Below are 16971 nucleotides of genomic sequence, written 5' to 3'. Positions count from 1 at the left end.
CGTTCAGCGACCTGCCGTAGTCGAAGCACCGTTCGCCTCCTTCTCGTTTTTCTCGCGTTTCTTCGCGGCGGCTTCCTCTTCTTCTTCGATTTCCCACTCCCGCAGCTTTTTGTGCAGGTGCGTGGGACAGAGCGGCGACACGAAGTCGCGCTTGGAATTATCGAGAAGAAACGTCGGCACGTTCTTATCCGGCCGGTCGCACTTCTCACAGGGCTTCACGCTGGTCTTGATCTTCGCCATGACTTCTTCCTTTCGTAACCAAGGGGGATCGATCATCTGATCTGAAACGCTTTCCGCACCACACCGATCACATGGGTAACTTTCCCATTGCGTGAAAAAGGTGCGACCACACCGACAAAGGTGGTAGTAGCTGCTCATTGCTCTTTTCCATTCAGCACCAGGTTCACGTTAAATCTGACTTCGCCACGACCGAGACCACTCAACGCTTTGACGATCCGAGTAATTTCGTACTGATTCCAGATTCCCGCCTCGACGAGCAGAGCGATGGCATCCTCGACCTTCGTTCGTGGAAGGACGTGCGTCGTCGCATCTGTCAGCCGAGTTTTTGGATCGTACGACCAACTCATCGAAACACGTCCTGAAGCTTGTGGGTCATTTCGTGCATCTTCCACGGAAACGGTGTCACGCCGTCTTCTCGAAAACAGTTCGTTTGGTTCCAGTCGAGCAGAATGGCATAAGCCTCGGTACGGTTGATTCCTGCCACGTCGCGCATCCAGCAGACCAGGCGGAAGAGCGTGTCATGCGCACGCTGGCGTTCAATGCATCGAACTGTCGCTGCAAATGCTTTCGCCCGGTTGATCCGTCGAAACAAATCACACTCGCCATCGCACTTCTGCACCGACCTCGGCTTCAGGAGTTCCGTCGGAAGTGGCTTCAGATCAGCAATCGACACAATCTCGGTCAGTGCCCGGTAGGGCTTTCCACCAACGGACGAGCCAGCGGCGACCACGTACCCGCCAACACCCCGAACGTCCCATCTGTCACGCTGTTGGTTGCACGTCGTACCTGAAAAGTAGTAGTGTCTGCCGCCTCGGGGTGTTGCGATGATCGTCGTAATAACCGGTTGGTACTTTTTCTCGAATCGCTCGATCAGAGAACAATCGTCGATGTCGACAACGCTGAAGTTCCTCGTCGAAACTCCGGCGTTGTAGCCCGCCCGCACGGGCTGAGACTCCGCCAGCTTCTGAAAGCCAGATGGAGGCGGAGTCTTTCGCCCGATTGGAAGCTCGAATTGAATGAACTCGGGAGGGTACACGGTGACAGGGCACTCCTAGCGTTTCACGAAGTCGTGGTAGAGCTGTTCTGTCTTCTTGGCGAGAGGGATAATGCCCCCGCACATGGCAACAAGCCCCATGCCTTTGCCAATGTCCCCGAACTGGTTGAGAAGCAGGAACCAGAAGAAGGTGTAAACAATCGCTCCTAGGCCAACGCCGAGGGAGAACAGGACGAAACGGAAAGACGGGTCGTGCATTTTTTTCTCCTGCACTGGGGTGACGGTGGTAATTCGTTCTGTGGTTACTTTGAACTTCGGCGGCATGTTACCTCCAAGAGGCCAGAGCTACGGTTGCTGCGGAAAGAATGAGGCCGATGAGGACGATGCTTCCGCAACCGCCTCCACCGCTCGGTCTTTGCGGAGGGCCATCGCTGACAGATTGTCGAAGGTTCGGACCGCTACTCCCCTCGCGGTAGTAGGTTTCTTTGCTGACTCTCAAGTTTGGCACGAAACATCTCCTCTACTGAAGGACCGGACAACTGGGCTTTGAACTGACCAAGGGCAAGCTGGGCTTTCTCGAACAACGCCTGCTGAGCGAAAAGAATGGGTGCGATGTCTTGCGACTCAACGTCATCGACTTCGATTCTGATCCTTTCCTCAAAATGGACCGATGGTCTCGTTTCTTCGTATTTCATCCGAAACGACATATCTTTCTCCTTTGGTAAGGGTGAAACGCAGTGTTGGGGCTGGTCAGCTCAGCCCCACGTCTGGGAGTTATCTCGTTTCCTTCCAAGATCGATTGCACAAGTGGCACTTGATGATTCCTTCGCCCGACTTGCTAGAGCCGGGCTTTCGGAGGAAGATCACAACAAGACCGAGGCTCATGCCGAAACTCAGTCCAGCGTTCATCAGTCCGATCAAGACTGATATAAGGGTGTTAACATCCATAAAAACACAGGGGAGGAATGCACCGAAATTGGTGCGTCCAAAGCTGCGAACTGACCGCAAACAGTGGTTCAAAATGTCAGTAGCCACGAGACTGCGGTTGGCATATCGCTGCCAACCACCCTTCGTGTTCTGGGACGCGTTCGAGGGCGTGTTTCCTGCCCGTAGGATCGCGCCAGATGGGACCGTGAAAATCAGCCAGGGTCTCGTCGAGCAAGGCGAAGAGGAACCCGTCTGGTGATAGCTGCTGCCCCAGTTCGATGAACCGTCTGAGCCTGGCCTCGCTCGTGACAACCCAAAGCACGTCGACCGGGGAATCAGCTCTCCGCGACATTTGCCGAAACACTTGGCCGTATCGTTCCTGGCCATTGTCGAATTCGAGTGCAAAGGCCAGCTCGCCAGAGATGTAGAGTTCCGCATCGAATTCGAAACGGGGATCAACGAGCGACCCGCTGCGGACTTCATGGACTCGTGCCGCGGCGAGCAATCGGAAAACGGTGTAGTTGTGCTCGATCTTGGAAATCGGCACACGAAACCCCGCCCACACGGTTTTGAGTCGACCGCCGACTTTGACGAAACCGACGCGACGCACCTTCCGGCGCTTTTCGAGGATTCGCAGATTTTTGAGTGCAATCGCAACACTGGGGTAAATCCGAGGAACAAGATCATCTGCTGGTACTTCATGGTTATTCGTTATCGCGAGCGTCGCCGCCCGCCTCGACGCGCCGTATTCGTTGTTGTTGCGGCCGGCACGGGAAAAGGATTCACGACGGGAACTTCGAAGATCGGCTTCTGCATTACTCTCTGTAGGCATTCCTCAAACCTCGCGTCGGCCACTTCCCGATAGCCCCAGCTATTCGGGAACTCGCGCACTGTCCGCACGTACGGCGGCTGGAGCTTCGGCTTCACGAACACGGTCCCGATAGGGGCGTTCATGATGTCGCCCGCCTTCCAGAACTTTTGATCACGCGCGCTCTTGTAGACGGGGCGTCGTTCCTGCGTTATTTCGGGAATAGACACAGGCACCAGAGTTTTACTTTTGCCCTTTGTCTTGCCGTTCGGTCCGGATGATTCAGATTCCGTTTCCCGCTCGACCATCTCGATTCTGGTGAATTGCCTAGTGGTTACTTCGTCGTGGTGAACAGCGTATTCATCGAGCAGGCCACGCATCACGTCAGCCCCAAACTCGGCCATCATGGGGTCGTTTTGCGGAGGCAAGTACAGATCGACGTTTTGCAGGAAGCCGTTTCGCTGGTACTCATCCTCAAACGCTAGGTACTGCTTTATGGTCCAGATATCGACGCCGTACGTCCGAAGGGTCGCAAGCGCCGTGACAAGGTTTTGCGTCACCCCAAGTTTGTTCAACTCGTCGATGACTAGGATGCCCGGCCGCTCCAGTCCCGAAAGAGCAAGAGACACGATCCGGTTCAGTTCCAGGGCGTACGCCATCTGCTGCGCTTCGTGTGAAATCCCTTCGAGGATCGTGACGCGAATTTCTCCACCATTCAGTGCAGCACGCCGGTCTTCCGTCGGCTGACGGGATGTACGGGCAGCGATCACGGGATTACGGAGAGGCGGATTGAGCAAATTCTCAATTGGCTGCAAAAGGGCCAATTGATCCCGAAGCGAATACGTGCTCATCCGCACAAGTTCATCCCGAACCTCTTGATCAGTACAATTCTCAATCGCGTGCAATTGCACCGGATGCCGCGGACGCATGACCAGCGGAATCCACGAATCTGACCACCAAACACGGGAACGCTGCTTTGCTCGGACAGCGAAGGTCCCGTTGCGGAGCAGGACCGGACGTTCCACCGTGTTCCGGAAGTCCTTTCGGTTCTGGCCGATCACGCCCCAAAGGAAGCTCAATCCCAGGTCGTCTGCCAGATCGCGTTGAAAGGGATCGTCGTTCTGGTGTTGCTGGATGATTTCTTCTGCAATCACCCGCGACGTGTCGCGGAAGCGTTGGACGACCAAGCGAGGCAGTACCCCTTCCCCTTCACGTGCATACAGCTCCGAGACGAAATGCCGGGCCGGTTCTTCGTTTGGGAATATTCCGCTTATCCAGTGCGTACTTACAAACGGCATTAAGTCCGTATTGACGGTATTGTTCTTCCCGCTGCCGGTCGGCCCCACGTAGAGTCTCATTGCGCTTCCATGATCGAACGCAACCGATCGCGGAATCGCACGTTTGCTGATGCTTCAGCAGCGGCACGCGCCACAGGGTCCGTCAATTTCTTCGAGAATCGCAGCTCTTCATCGAGAAGCGTTTCGGCATCGCGTACGCGTTGCGCGCGAGTCTTCGGCTTCTCAACACGAGGGGCCGTCAACGCTTTTCCGATTGCCGAAAAAACATCGACAACGATGCCGACGGTCAAAACGAGAATGGGTCCGAGCGGACCGAGGCCAATACTGGCCAAACAGACACACCAGAAGGTTCCTGAGCGAAGCATAGAAAAAACCCCATCTAAGAATGTTCTTATGGGTTTTCTAGAAGGCAGTTCTCGAGCCAGAACATGTATATCAAAGGCGTAAGTCATGTGCGGACAAATGGTTGTGGAAAGACTATTGAAAGATGGTGTGATTTTTCTTGGAAGAATCGGAGTCGTTGTGGCAGTTCGGAAAATTTTTCTATCAATGGACGAGTGTCTACTTGAAAAGGCCCAGTCTTTCGACTGAGCCAGCCCAGACTGGGCGAGATGCTGGCAGGCGGGAGCCTGACGGCGGGCAAACGCAGAGCGTCTGCGGTGGGTTACGACTTCGCCAGTTCGTTCGAGATGAACGAAAACGCTTCCTGCAAGGCGAGGATTGCCAGACCCAGCTCTTCGACGCGGAGCGAACCGGACTCTTGGTAGTCTCCGTTCGCATCCTTGTAGGTCTTCTTCAACGTCGTGTTGAGGACATCGTGGGCTTCTTCGCCCTCACCGATAGTTCGGTTCCAGACGGCAATTTCCAAATTTCCTGATCCCGTCCAGAAACGACGGGTGAACACGGGGCCATCTTTCTTCGCGGCCCCGTTACGAGACTTCGTGGAACTCGGCATCTAACGCGTTCTCCTTCTGCAAAAGCAGGCTTTGGAGTTGGATCGTTTCGGCGGCAGCCCTAGCGGGCTGAGTCCGCTGACGATCTTTCAAGACTTCCGTGAAAGCATTGAACAGCGACCATGCTGTCCTCGGCCGGAACTCCTCATGCTGAGGATTCCGCCATTCCTTGATGACTTGCGGGAGCAGTCGCCAGCCGACCACGCCACGTTCCGCAGCTTGCAGCAGGTAGCTGTTCGCTGCGTCTTCGCTGAGATCGAAGTGCTGAAGCGTCTCGATGCGTTTCGCAGCCACGGCCTTGTATTCAGATAGCCCCAAGACCGCCTGCGCAACCGCAACTCCGAACCTTCTTTCACCGAACTTTGTGTGACGGCGGGCCACGACCGTCGTGGCTGAGAACGCGCCGTTATCGCACACGAAAATTCTCTCGCCAGCGCACCACGAGAGTGCGGTCGAGCGATCGGTCGCTGTCTTCAGACCGATCATGAGACTGACACCGTCCATGATCGGAGCATCAACATCGACCGTGGCGAAGAAGCGATGATTGTCCGCGCTCAATGCGAGCTGTTGCCGCGTGACGCGATAGCCGGACCCCTCGAGCGTTTCGAGCACCCGTTCGAGCACAACCGAGTGCTTCACCGGGAAGAACGTGCTGGTCGCGTGGGGCGGATCGACCGCATCCAACTCCGGACGTTCGACAAGACGCGCGCCACGATGGAGCATCAGCCGCGTAGCCATAGATCACCTCCCAGAACCGTTGATATGAATGACCGTCGTAAGCAATTGATCAGAACGACTAGTCCTGACCGATTGCCAACGCTACGCCCACCACGGGCAGCGCGCAACGACATTTGCGGTCAACGAATCTGGATATGCCTGGCCGCTTCTTCGGCATCGCGCTCGCGCGGCTGATAATAGAGCTGCGTCGTACGAATATCCGCATGGCCGGCGAGTTGCTGCACTTGCTCCATTTTGGCGCCGTGCTCAAGAGCATTGGTAATTGCGGTCTTGCGTAAGGCATGTACCGCGATGCCACGACCGCCGAGCCGCTCAGTATTGATGCCCGCTTCGCGGGCATACTTCTTCACGATGTACCAAATGGTTCTTCGGTCGAGCGGCTTCCTTAATATAGTGCGACGATCTTTCGCGATCGGCCGGAAGAGGGGACCGTCGAGATCGTCACCGATGGCGGCGGCATTAAGGTACGCCCGAACGGCCGGAGCCGCCTCCAGCAGCGCCTTTCGCTGCTGCTTGTTTCCCTTCTCGCGGACGAGCAAATAGTAGTCCGTGTCGGTGCGTTCGAGGCTACCAACGCGGGCGCCAGCGACGGCACTGCAACGGCAAGCCGTTTTGAAGAAGACAAAAAGGAGCGCGTGGTCGCGTAGTCCCAGCAGCGTTGATGTGTCCGGCGCATGCAAGAGCCGTCGAGCCTCCGCCTCGGACAATGCTGGCGTCGTGTTCTTCTCGACGCGTGGCGATGTTACGGCCTGTATGTCGCGAACGCGGTCCCATTCAACGAGTTTGCGTTTCCCAAACTGTTCATAGGTGCCACGAAGGGCCGAGAGCATGTGTGCAATCGACGCGGAAGACTTGCCGCTTTGCCGGAGGGCCTCCTTATAAATCCGGATATCGTCGCCGGTCGCATCGAGGGGATTGATGCCGACCGTCGCGAGGTGCGACACAAAACTCGCGAGGTCGTGGAAGTATGCCTTCCGACTGTTGACGCTCGGCATGCGGTCGCAGACCCACGGCACAAGTGCCGCGGCCCGCGCGTCGCCACGGTCATGGCTGGCTGAGAGCAGTTGCCGGAGGAAGCCGGCAACGGACGCATCGCTTGACAACTCCGCCGGAAGGAGACCCTTCGACTTTTGCTTGACTGCGACAAGGGATTGTGTGCCGGAGGAAGAGTCGTGCGCGATCACTTCAAGAGAGAAAACGGATATCACTCACAGCATATTGAGTCCAATCAAATCGAAGAGCAAGCAAGCTGTCGTGATTGCGCTTGACGAATGATCAACACGATTTTCAAGTTGAAATGAGCTGGCTGACTGACGACGGGAATGACGACCTGGCGATCAAGGTCGATTAGCGGAACTGTGTCGTCGGCGAGGAGCCGCACATAGAAGTGACGATCGGTTCTTCAGCTCAACGTGGCAAAAGAACGTCTTCGATTTTCAAAGCCGGCGCTCTCTCGATGAGCTCCTTGCAGAGTTCTTTGCGGAATCCGTAAGCTCGGGCGACGAGCGCATCGACATCGGCTTCGTATTCGCAGATCTTATCCCAATGCGATCCAATCTTAGTGTTGGCCGTTTTCCATGCCTTGATGAGTTCTTTGAGCTGGTCCGCGGTCAGCCGGACACGGGTTTCCGAGATTGCGGCCACGAGCTTCTCACGATCGAAGGCCCAGGGCTCCGCAAGCGCTTTCGCAAGAAGTCCACGCGTGTCGAGGAGTGAGAGATATTCGCCAAACGCGACACTTGATTCTTTGCAGGTCTGCCATTCAGTCGATAAAGACTTTGCGAGCCGATTGAGTTTACGGCTGACATCCTTCGACGGGATCGGCATCGGAATCCGAGCGAGATCGACCTTACTCACCTTCGGGAATTTGTCGCCGAGGAGCCGATTAGACCATCGGCCAAAACAAGCAGACACTACTCGGCTGTTCAGGACACTCAACAAATATTCGAGGCTGAAGCCCTTTACTGGAGATGTCAAAGAGAACAGCGTGTTGAGATAGAGAAACGGGCTGCTTGGGTAAGAGATGCATGATGCAATGCGGTTCCAGAAAATTTGCTGGATCAGAACGCGGGGCACCTTGTAATGAGCCAGTTCGCGTTTGTCGCAAAGGTCGTCTGAGTATTTCAGGAACGCCGTCTCGGACGGAATCTGGTAGTACCGCTGGACCTCGTTCCCCGTAATGAACGGGTACCAGTCAGCACCGAGCTTCCGATCAGAATGAAACGCCCTCGATTCGATGATTTCCCTACTGACCTTGCGCTGGTGGTACACCTGGATTCCGACGGTGACATTGCAACATTCGTCGAGCCTCTTACTTCTCGCGCCGATCCGATCAAGTTCTGCCCCAAGTCTTGGTTCGTAGATCGTCTCGAACCTGGCGTTTGGTTGGTTTGCCCAGGCAGCCGCATCCGCCGTGAAATCGTAGCGCCACACTTCTTCGGCTAGTCGTGCGCATTTGCTAGCCTCGGTTCCGCCGGTGGCGATCGTTCGTAGTCGCGTCTCAATGGGCTGGGAATCCTCGTCGGCCACCTTCTTCCGGAGCACCATGATGCAGGCGTCATGGTTCACGTCCTGGAACACCTTCCATACGTTGACGATCTCCAGAACATCAAAACTGTCGAGCAGCCATCGGCGGAACGACTCGTACCCCACTGTGGTCTGAAAGGAGTTCGGCATGATGTACGCAACAATTCCGCCATTTCGAAGGAGCCGATGAGCGAGTATCAGAAAGATCGCATAGCTGTCCTTCTCCTCGCCGCAGTTCGGAAACTCCCGGACAAGTTCCTCATCGGTCCATCCTTCTAGCTCGGCTCCCCACGGCGGATTGCTCACGATGATATCAAAACAATCCGATTCATCTGTGCGAAGGGAATCCGCGACAGCTATGGTATCCTTCAGACTTTCGAGGGGTTCATTCTGGCTTGCGGTACGAAGCCAAATGCTGAGTTTCGCTAGTTCGGTTGATTCCTCCAGAATGTCCCAACCATGGAGATTGTTCCGTAGAACGAAGCGATCGAGCGCAAACAGCGTTTTGACTCCGATGGCACCGCTCAACCCGGCGTTGACCGACGCGTACTGCTCTCCGAAGTGTCTCAATCCCTCGATGAGGAATGCACCGGAGCCGCAAGCAGGATCGTGAAGCTTGATCGCCTTCAAGTGGTCCATCATCTCTTGAAAGAACAGTTTGCGGCGTATCTCGACATTCGGAGTCGCTCGCTTACTTCTGCCTTTCTTGATTTGATGTGCGGAAGCCGACCTGTCTGCTTCGTCTCGGAGCGGTGTGACGAAAAAGTCGAACGCGCGTGACACCATGAACCGCGTTATTTCCTTCGGCGTGTAGTACACGCCATGAGTTTCGCGGCTTGTCACGGCGACGTTGCCACGCCCGCGCACAGGAGCCTCGCTCGTCGGAAGGTCTTTTAAGCTTTGTTCGAATATCGCTCCTAATGCGTCGACGTTCAGCTCGTCGGTGAAGCTGTAGACATGGAACCCAAAGATGCCGGTGATCTCCCGGCTCTGCTTGCCTCGACGGTCGTAGAAGAACGACCGAGTGAATAGCGTATCGGGCAGCGTAAGGTTATCTATCTCGGGGTCGAACGCGAACAGGCCGCCGTTGAAGGCGTTATATCCGTCGGCAGACCCCGGAGGGCTCCCCGCGTCGAGTTGTCGGAAGAACTCTTGGTATGTCTCCCAGTAACGCCCGTTCCCTTTTTTCTCGCTTGCGGTCTTTTGAAGCTTTGCGAGCGTCTCTTCGGGTAGGAGGCGAGCTGGATGATCTTCGCAGTATGCAGCGAATAAGGCGCGATTGAGAATCTTGTGCGCTTTCCCGTAGACGTGCGCCTTCGGTGCGTTCTTGAACTGCGGGACGGTGACGAGGTGTTCGATCAGGGCATTCCGAGCAATCGAATAGAGCCCATAGAAGCCCTCGGTGGTGTCCAGGCCGACCTTGAGCGATTTATCAAGAAGCGTGGCAGTGCGTGAAACTCCGCGATCCGCGATGATCCCTGCACGGTGCAAGAGAAAGAAGAAGTGTCGAAGCTTCGGGAGCTGCGTGAGTTCCTCTGTCGTCCATCGTTCGTACGCGTCGACGTAGCCATTGCGGTAGAGTCGGATTTCTTCCAAATTCGAGACGATCACCCACTCGACGCCGGCTTGCCCATGTGCGGCATAGCGAAATGCTTGTTCGACAGGAGTTTCGTAGGGATACCGTGACTGTGGAGCGTCGAGGTAGACGCCGAGAGACTTCAACTCGCCGACAGCGACCCACTTTTCGATCTTCGCGCCGGGGGTGAATGTGCCGAGAACAAAATCTGGAATGTCCTTGCCGGTTGCTGCCGTTCGTTTCGGAACGATGTTGTGCGTGGCGGCTCTTCCAATCGGAACGTAATCAAGAAGGTCAACGAAGAACACGCGGAGGAACTGTTGTTCCAACTGCGTCTCGGTGTACGACTTCATCAGGCCACGTGAAGATCGCGAATGCCACTCCTCGATGACCTGTCGATGCGTTTCGAGAAACTCAACGTTGAATGGACAGTGGAGTGTCTCCTGAGTCAGCACTCGTGCGTTGAAGAGACTTCGTGACGCGTTAATCATCCCGTTGTCCAGGTCGTGGTGCTAGTTCAAAGTCATAGACGGGATATTGTCTTTATATTCGGCAAATGTTGCAAGCGTGATTGCGCTATCTGGCGTTCTACGGCACTCTTCCCTCGGGCAACCGAGTTCATCCACAGGAGGATGGAATGAACGGTGAAATACGGCTCGCGTGCATGGGATGCCTTCTCACCTCACGTGTTGGCCGGAGGGCTCGATTGCGCCAATTCAATAACGGTCGATGCCCGACCGCTTCCGAGTGTTGGCTTGGGCGGTTCCGTCAGTGCTGCCACTGCCACGCCAGCAGCCTTGCGCCGCTTGTCGATCGTCTTGACGAAGGTTTCGAGCTGCTGAATGTCTTCTGCGATATTCTCGGGTGTTGGTGACGGCGAGCTTATTGCGCCTGAACTATCATGGCCCGTGAGGTGAGTCGAACATCTCGACATGCCCTTCTCAATTGCGGCACAATCGGCAGCATCGACAGTAACGCGGCTCAAACGCTGTGTTTCGATGCTCGGGCGGAATCGCTGTACTGCATCGTTGAGTAGCCATTCTTCAATGGCACGCTCCCAAGCCTCTCGTAACTTCCCGTAAACTCCAGCAACAGCAATCCTGTACGGTTCGGGGGTTTGGGACAGCTTCTTGAACCCAGCACTTGCCTGCTTCAGGAATCCAATCCTCTCGGTAGTGCTGCTGGCGTGCCACGGGCGGGAGGGCGGATGAGGACATTCGCCGGGGCCTTGCGATGACCGTCGCACAGTATGCACCAAAAGTGACGCGGACTGCTCGCCACATTCGCGTTCCAACGCGAGGAGCATCACGATGTCGTGCGTAAACACCACAACCTGTCGCTTGCTCTTCGCTTCCTGTACTAATCGTTTCGCAACGCGTTCGCGAAAGAGATGATCGAGGGAACTGACCGGATCATCGAAGATGATTGGCAAGTTCCGACCGGCCGTGTCGAGCTCTGCGAGGAAGGCGGCGATGGCGACGACGCGCTGCTCGCCTTCGCTCAAGACTCCAGATGGCGGAATGCCACTGGCGATCACGAGTTGATGTTTCGTTTCCCCCTCTCTCCCTTTCTTCGCGATGTCCAGCGGCACACACTTGACCCCGAAAAATGTCGTCTCGCGCTTGAGCGCCGCAATCAGCTGATCCGTGACCGTTTTCTCCATCAGTTTCGAACCGAATTTCGTGATGGAGGTCGTGTCGCATTCCTTTTCGCACTGGAGAAGCGCAGCCTCTCGCTTCTTAGATGCGATATACGCCCGTACCTCCTTCTCCTGCTTGCCGAGAAGTTCACGGTCCTCGAGCTCCACTAGTTCATCCTGAAGCTTTTTCAGAGCTTCTGGATTGTCCGCTGCGGTCAGCTCGGCCGCCTCTGCCTCCAGAGAATCAACGGCGGTTTTGAGATCGGCCTCAATTGAGGGTGGCAACGCCGGAACGTCTTCCCACAGATGATCGGTAAGCGCCTTGAGCAACGCGTCCTTACGTTCCTTCGCAGTCTTGACGCACGCCTCGGCGGCAGTGGCGAGGCAGTCTTTGTACGCACGCAATTCTTCAAGCACGGTCTCGTCGGCGACGAAGGGCTGGACATTCAGGTCGTCTACCTTCTTCTTTGCAACAGCTAACGCACTATCAGCGGATGCCTTTTTCGTGGCAACATCGTCAATGACGAATTGTTGGAAACGATTGAGACGATTGGACGCGGCGGCCGACAGCGGTTGTTGACACCAAAGACAGAGTGCACCGTCGCGGACAACCGGGAATTCCTCGTCCGGATAAGCGGCTTGCTCCGAAAACGCTTTCGCCGCATCGAAGAGCAGACGCCACGGATCTTTGCCTGTTCCTGGCAATGGATCGGTCTTGAAGGCTTCCACCGATGCGATCCTTGCCGCTTCCGATGCTGTGGCTGCGGCCACAACGAGCGCGCGTAAGTGCGTGACGACACTCTCGGCGAGACCTGCCACAATAGCGGCGAGCTTTGTTCGGACTTGCTCGATGCGTTGCTTCTTCCGCCGCAATTCGGCTGCGCGCTGCTTTGGCTGATTCGATCGTGCTGTGGCGACGAGGGGTTTGAGGGTTTCAAGCCGTGCTTTCTCCGTCGCACTGAGCGACACCATTTTCTCCAAGTGCGCGATGTCGGATTTATCGGACAAGGATTTTACGAAGGCCTGCGCGGTTGTTCCGACGCGAAACTGCTCGATGGACGCAAAGGCGGCTGGGATTGCCGCTCTTTTCTCTTGGATTCTCGCCTTCAATGACTTACACAAGGCGGCAAGCCGGCCGAAGACGTCCATGCCATACGGCAGATACACGACTTCATTCGCGTCGTCGAGGAAGACACGCGCACAATGGGAATCGAACACGGCAATCTCAGCGAGCAAGTCAGACGTTGGCGTCCCCGCTGACCACTGGATCGCGACTGCGTCATCATTAACCGACAGTTCAATTGTCGCCTGTATCTTCTCCTTCTTCTTTGCCGCAACGTTGTTGCGAATCGGCTCGCTCTTTTCGCGGGCGTGGCACGCATGCTTAAAGACTCGCGCATAGCCCGATTTTCCGGCGCCGTTCTCGCCGTAAATAATCGTGAGGCCATCCAACGCAAAGGTAATCGATTGCTCGGGAACTAGGGCGTTGACGCCGGAGACAGAGTGGATCTCTTTGAGCAGGATTCTCTTCGGCTCGCCCACAGCGTCGCTGATGACATCTGAGAAGGGGGTCGGCACTAGAATCGGCTGATCGTCCTCGCGAATGCCGTGCGCAGCGAGCAGCATTCGAAGGAGTTCGTCGTGATCGTCAGTCGACAGATCGGCTTGGGTGAAGATGCGGCGGACCGCATCGCTCTGCCATTGAGGTACCTTCTTGGCCCACGTCGCGAGTTCTTGAACGATATTCATGGCGGTGCGTTATGCCGGACAAGTGATATAGAGGGACTTCCATTTTTAATCTTGCGTCTCAGGCGTCATCTCCGTCAGGTGCCGTGTCGACTTCTTCTAGGAGCGGCAACTCCAGCATCTCGATCTTCGGCAAGCTTCGACCGATGATCCCGCTTAAATCCCCGTACATTCCCGTTGTGCATGTGACTGCTCGCTCGATCTGCTTCTCGCGCTTCGCCCACATGCGCTGGACGGATCGCTTCTCAGCTTCAAGATCCGCCCGCAGCGTTGCGAACGCCTCGACGATTCCTTCGACGCGGTGCCGAAACTCAGAACTCGACAAGTAGCTGTAAAGAAGCTCCATCTTGTCATTGCGTCCGTCCATTGCGCGCTTCGCAGCTGCAACTTCGATCAACCCAGCACGAAGTGCTCCGGCGAGACCGACGGCGCAGGCGCGAGAGGTGACCCAGATGCCGTCGATGTGATTGAACGTCATGACGTTCTCGGGCAACTCGATACTGACGAGCACCGCGAGCTGAGCTTTTGCCGCTCGCTGATCGTCACGGAGTTTTGGAAGCCAACTGTCGCTCCAATTTTTCGTACGCTTCGATTCCCAGAGAATGATTCCACATTCGACGCCCGACTTGTCGTGAATGATTTGCAACACATCGCCACCGTGCACGCCCTTCGGTACAGGCACGATCGTGTCGTATGGGAAGTGATGTCGCAGAAGGGCCTCAAGTTCAAGCTCAAGAATTTCACCCTGCGATTGCTGCGAACCCTCCTCCGACTTACGCTTCAACTCCTCGATCTGCGAGCGTAAGTCGCCGATCAGCTTTTCCTTTTCAGCTTCTTTCAGTTGCCGCTCTTCGAGCGCCTCTCGCTTCGCTTTATCGCGGATCTTGCCGCGCTCTTCGTCGAGACGGCGGGCTAACGTTAGTTCGAGGGTTTCCCGCTCCTCCTGGAGCTCCCGGCGCTGCTTGCGTAGCTCTAGTTCTGCCTGTTGGGCCTCTTTGAGCTTGGCGTCGGAGTCCGTCAGTTGTTTGCGAACGTCGTCGAGTTCCGTCGCAACCTGGGCCTTCGCCCGGTGCAGGGCCTCGTCCGCAATACGTTGTCGCTCTTTCTGCAATTGTTCGGCCACTTGCTCATCGATCGTTTCTTTGGCTCGTGTCAGCTCGATTTGTCCGAGCTTCAGGGCAGTCTCGCGCTCCGTCAGTGCGGCATCCTTCTGGCGCTGCTCGGCGTCGAACTCTTTTCGCAGCTCGTGACGGAGCTGTGCCGAGAGCACCTCGGTGACCTCGATTTCGTACTTACAATTCGGGCATTGGATGGTGTCGGCCATACGCTAACTAGAGGAAAAAGTAGTGCGACGGTACAGGAATGCAACCAGCGAGGAGGCGGCAGATCGCCGCGAGAAAACCGCTGCTAGCACGGTTTTATGCCTCTCCGTAAGATAATGCAAGCAACTGACTTCGCTTATGCGCTGCCCGCAAAATGATGGGGCGTGGGCGCCTTCACGGCTTGATGGCGGTTTTTGATCCGTGAAGTACGCGTCAGGAGAGGTCGCCGGCTAGCAAGTCGCCCCGTGCCTCGTGTCGGACAGTGAGCACGAGCACCGTATCCCGAACGATCGTAAAAACGATGCGGTGGGTCGGTCTTGAGCCAAGCCCATAGTGAAGCTCGCGAACTTCGTATGGCACCGACTTATATTCTGCCGCAATCGGGCACCGATCGGGCATCGCCGAAAGTCCCACAATCGCTGCACGGATGCCCTGATACCAGCGTTCCGCCTGCTCAACAGAACGTTCGTGAGCCCACCAAGCTGCCGCGTCTTCGATCTCGCGAGCAGCACGCTCAGTCGTCACGACGGTAAAGTTCATGCTTTCGACGGTAGGCCGAGACGAGCCCGGATACGAGCGTCGAGTTCATCAAGCGTCACGAGGCGTCCAGCCTCCATGTCGGCGATCCCCTCTCGAATCGCGGCCAGGTCTTCTTGCTGTTGCATCGTGTGGAAGGTCGTTTCGTCGACTAGGAAATAGACACGGTTAGTCTGTTCGTCTTTGACAGACACTGGCCCGTCGCTGTGATCGAGGGCCTCGCGTTGTTCGGGGGTGATCTTCGGAGTCATGACCCTATCTTACCACCTTCGCAGCTTTCGGCCAAATTCGATGGCCTCTTGCCCGGTTCCCTTGCGCGGCCGCTCCGCCTCGTGCATCCTTTTGGCTGGTTTCCCAGGATCTTTAACAGGAGGACACGATGAGCGGAGAAATACGGCTCGCGTGCATGGTATGCGACCGCCAAGACTTCGACGGCATCACTGCCGATGAATTGGCCAAGGCGATTCAACAGGGCTGGACGGAGGTCGACGAGGTACAAACCTATGCCGAATCGTGCAAAACGTATTCAGCCGATGAGGCTCCCAAAGGGCATTCCGCACTCGATTGGTGGACACACCTGGGCTGGTGCCCAGATTGCCGCGCTGAGGAAGAGTTCCACGCGACTAAGCCGACGTGATCCGACCTTGGGACATCTTCGGCATTGCCTCTCTCGAAAGGGAGAGGCATCTTTGGAAAGTCACTCGTTGTTGACCCGCCGTCATGAGGAAAAAAGCGTCAGTTTCGGGTGCTCAGCTTCCAAGCGATCCAGACGACATCCTTGCGGCTCATCGGCATCGACAAGTTCACGTCACTCGAAAATAGCACGTCGTTTATTGTTGCATCTTGGAGATACGGAGCATACCACGCTCCGCTCACGTTGGCAGTGTTCACTCCCAGCGCCTCGTACGCCATCTTCAAGCCCTCGGCAAAGTTGACCGCTTGGTCGGGCTTGAATGTGCCATCGCTATAGCCTTGGATGATGCCTTTCGATTTACCGATCGCGACGAATGGTGCGTACCACGCCATGCCGTCAACGTCCTTGAAGCCACTCGTGCCGGATGAAGAGGCGTCCACCGCTCCAGCGGCAGTCAGCACGATCTTCAAGAATTCTGCGCGATTGACGATTGCGTCAGGCCGGAAGGTATCGTCAGGATAGCCCTGGATAATTCCATGACTCTGTGCCCATTCGATAGCGGCAGCATAGGGATCGCTCGACGCTACGTCGGCAAAGTGCGGCATCGAAGCCGAGGTAGTGGATGCTGCTGATGTTACAGATGAGCTAGTGGATGCCGATGCTACTGATGAGTCAACGGAGGAGAGGGACGACGTGGTGTTGGCGCCCGCTCCCATCAAAAAAATGCCCGACTCCTCTCCATTACTAACCGTCAACGCGATGCCAACATTGAAACTCTTAGTTGGGGTGAAAATGATTTGCTCGGAACTCCAGCTGACGATGTCCGGCACGTCGACGGTCTGCTTGTCAAACGATATTAGTCCATTGTCCTGGCCAAAGAGCGCGCCATCGATCTCATATGAGTGGCCGGCCACAATCGCGGTCGGCTGTTGTCCCGTGGCGAGATCGACAATACGGTCGATGTGAGGAAAGGTAGTAAACTGTCCAACGTCGAGATCCTGCTCAGCCGGTAGATTCTCGCAACCCGCCGTGC

Annotated in this window: 18 protein-coding genes; 1 reads left to right on the top strand and 17 read right to left on the bottom strand. The window is 56.1% G+C overall.

Annotated features, from left to right (window positions below; translation table 11 throughout):
* Positions 1–3: 3 nt before the first annotated feature.
* The 16 genes from VGG64_06655 to VGG64_06580 form a co-directional block, all read right to left on the bottom strand.
* Positions 4–240 (bottom strand): hypothetical protein, encoded by a 237-nt coding sequence (locus tag VGG64_06655; protein ID HEY1599264.1) that lies wholly within the window; start codon positions 238–240, stop codon positions 4–6.
* A gap of 134 nt (positions 241–374) precedes the next feature.
* Positions 375–587 (bottom strand): hypothetical protein, encoded by a 213-nt coding sequence (locus tag VGG64_06650; protein HEY1599263.1) that lies wholly within the window; start codon positions 585–587, stop codon positions 375–377.
* Positions 584–1183, bottom strand: coding sequence for a bifunctional DNA primase/polymerase (locus tag VGG64_06645; protein HEY1599262.1), 600 nt, complete (start codon positions 1181–1183; stop codon positions 584–586). The genes VGG64_06650 and VGG64_06645 overlap by 4 nt, the downstream gene beginning before the upstream one ends.
* A gap of 108 nt (positions 1184–1291) precedes the next feature.
* Positions 1292–1558 (bottom strand): hypothetical protein, encoded by a 267-nt coding sequence (locus VGG64_06640; protein ID HEY1599261.1) that lies wholly within the window; start codon positions 1556–1558, stop codon positions 1292–1294.
* Positions 1559–1692: 134 nt separating this feature from the next.
* Positions 1693–1941 (bottom strand): hypothetical protein, encoded by a 249-nt coding sequence (locus tag VGG64_06635; protein HEY1599260.1) that lies wholly within the window; start codon positions 1939–1941, stop codon positions 1693–1695.
* Positions 1942–2258: 317 nt separating this feature from the next.
* Positions 2259–2771 (bottom strand): hypothetical protein, encoded by a 513-nt coding sequence (locus VGG64_06630; GenBank protein HEY1599259.1) that lies wholly within the window; start codon positions 2769–2771, stop codon positions 2259–2261.
* Positions 2772–2872: 101 nt separating this feature from the next.
* Complete coding sequence (locus VGG64_06625) at positions 2873–4327, bottom strand: hypothetical protein (protein ID HEY1599258.1); 1455 nt, start codon at positions 4325–4327, stop codon at positions 2873–2875.
* A complete protein-coding gene (locus VGG64_06620; GenBank protein HEY1599257.1) occupies positions 4324–4719 on the bottom strand; it encodes a hypothetical protein in 396 nt (131 codons plus the stop codon). Before VGG64_06620 ends, VGG64_06625 begins: the two co-directional genes overlap by 4 nt.
* Positions 4720–4931: 212 nt before the next feature.
* Positions 4932–5222 (bottom strand): hypothetical protein, encoded by a 291-nt coding sequence (locus VGG64_06615; GenBank protein HEY1599256.1) that lies wholly within the window; start codon positions 5220–5222, stop codon positions 4932–4934.
* Positions 5197–5958 (bottom strand): DUF932 domain-containing protein, encoded by a 762-nt coding sequence (locus VGG64_06610; GenBank protein ID HEY1599255.1) that lies wholly within the window; start codon positions 5956–5958, stop codon positions 5197–5199. Before VGG64_06610 ends, VGG64_06615 begins: the two co-directional genes overlap by 26 nt.
* 119 nt (positions 5959–6077) lie before the next feature.
* Positions 6078–7142, bottom strand: a complete 1065-nt coding sequence (locus VGG64_06605) for a tyrosine-type recombinase/integrase (protein HEY1599254.1) — start codon at positions 7140–7142, stop codon at positions 6078–6080.
* Between the two features lie 223 nt (positions 7143–7365).
* Positions 7366–10551, bottom strand: a complete 3186-nt coding sequence (locus VGG64_06600) for an N-6 DNA methylase (protein HEY1599253.1) — start codon at positions 10549–10551, stop codon at positions 7366–7368.
* Positions 10552–10742: 191 nt separating this feature from the next.
* On the bottom strand, positions 10743–13448 hold the full coding sequence (locus VGG64_06595) for an AAA family ATPase (GenBank protein HEY1599252.1): 2706 nt from the start codon (positions 13446–13448) through the stop codon (positions 10743–10745).
* Between the two features lie 58 nt (positions 13449–13506).
* On the bottom strand, positions 13507–14568 hold the full coding sequence (locus tag VGG64_06590) for a DUF2130 domain-containing protein (GenBank protein HEY1599251.1): 1062 nt from the start codon (positions 14566–14568) through the stop codon (positions 13507–13509).
* A 412-nt stretch (positions 14569–14980) separates the two neighbouring features.
* Positions 14981–15307: a type II toxin-antitoxin system RelE/ParE family toxin gene (locus VGG64_06585; protein HEY1599250.1), complete on the bottom strand. Its 327-nt coding sequence runs from the start codon at positions 15305–15307 to the stop codon at positions 14981–14983.
* Positions 15304–15555: a hypothetical protein gene (locus tag VGG64_06580; protein HEY1599249.1), complete on the bottom strand. Its 252-nt coding sequence runs from the start codon at positions 15553–15555 to the stop codon at positions 15304–15306. Before VGG64_06580 ends, VGG64_06585 begins: the two co-directional genes overlap by 4 nt.
* A 128-nt stretch (positions 15556–15683) precedes the next feature.
* Here VGG64_06580 and VGG64_06575 point away from each other — a divergent pair, with 128 nt between their 5' ends.
* Positions 15684–15941 carry a hypothetical protein gene (locus VGG64_06575; protein ID HEY1599248.1) on the top strand — a complete coding sequence of 86 codons (258 nt, stop codon included), beginning with the start codon at positions 15684–15686 and terminating at the stop codon, positions 15939–15941.
* Between the two features lie 98 nt (positions 15942–16039).
* Here VGG64_06575 and VGG64_06570 read toward each other — a convergent pair.
* Positions 16040–16971: S-layer homology domain-containing protein (locus VGG64_06570; protein HEY1599247.1), on the bottom strand; the 932-nt coding region annotated here is incomplete at its 5' end.

The organism is Pirellulales bacterium (genome assembly GCA_036490175.1).
GTDB lineage: Bacteria > Planctomycetota > Planctomycetia > Pirellulales > JACPPG01 > JACPPG01.
The sequence above is the reverse complement of the archived record's forward strand: the minus strand, read 5'-3'. Positions and strand labels throughout refer to the sequence as shown.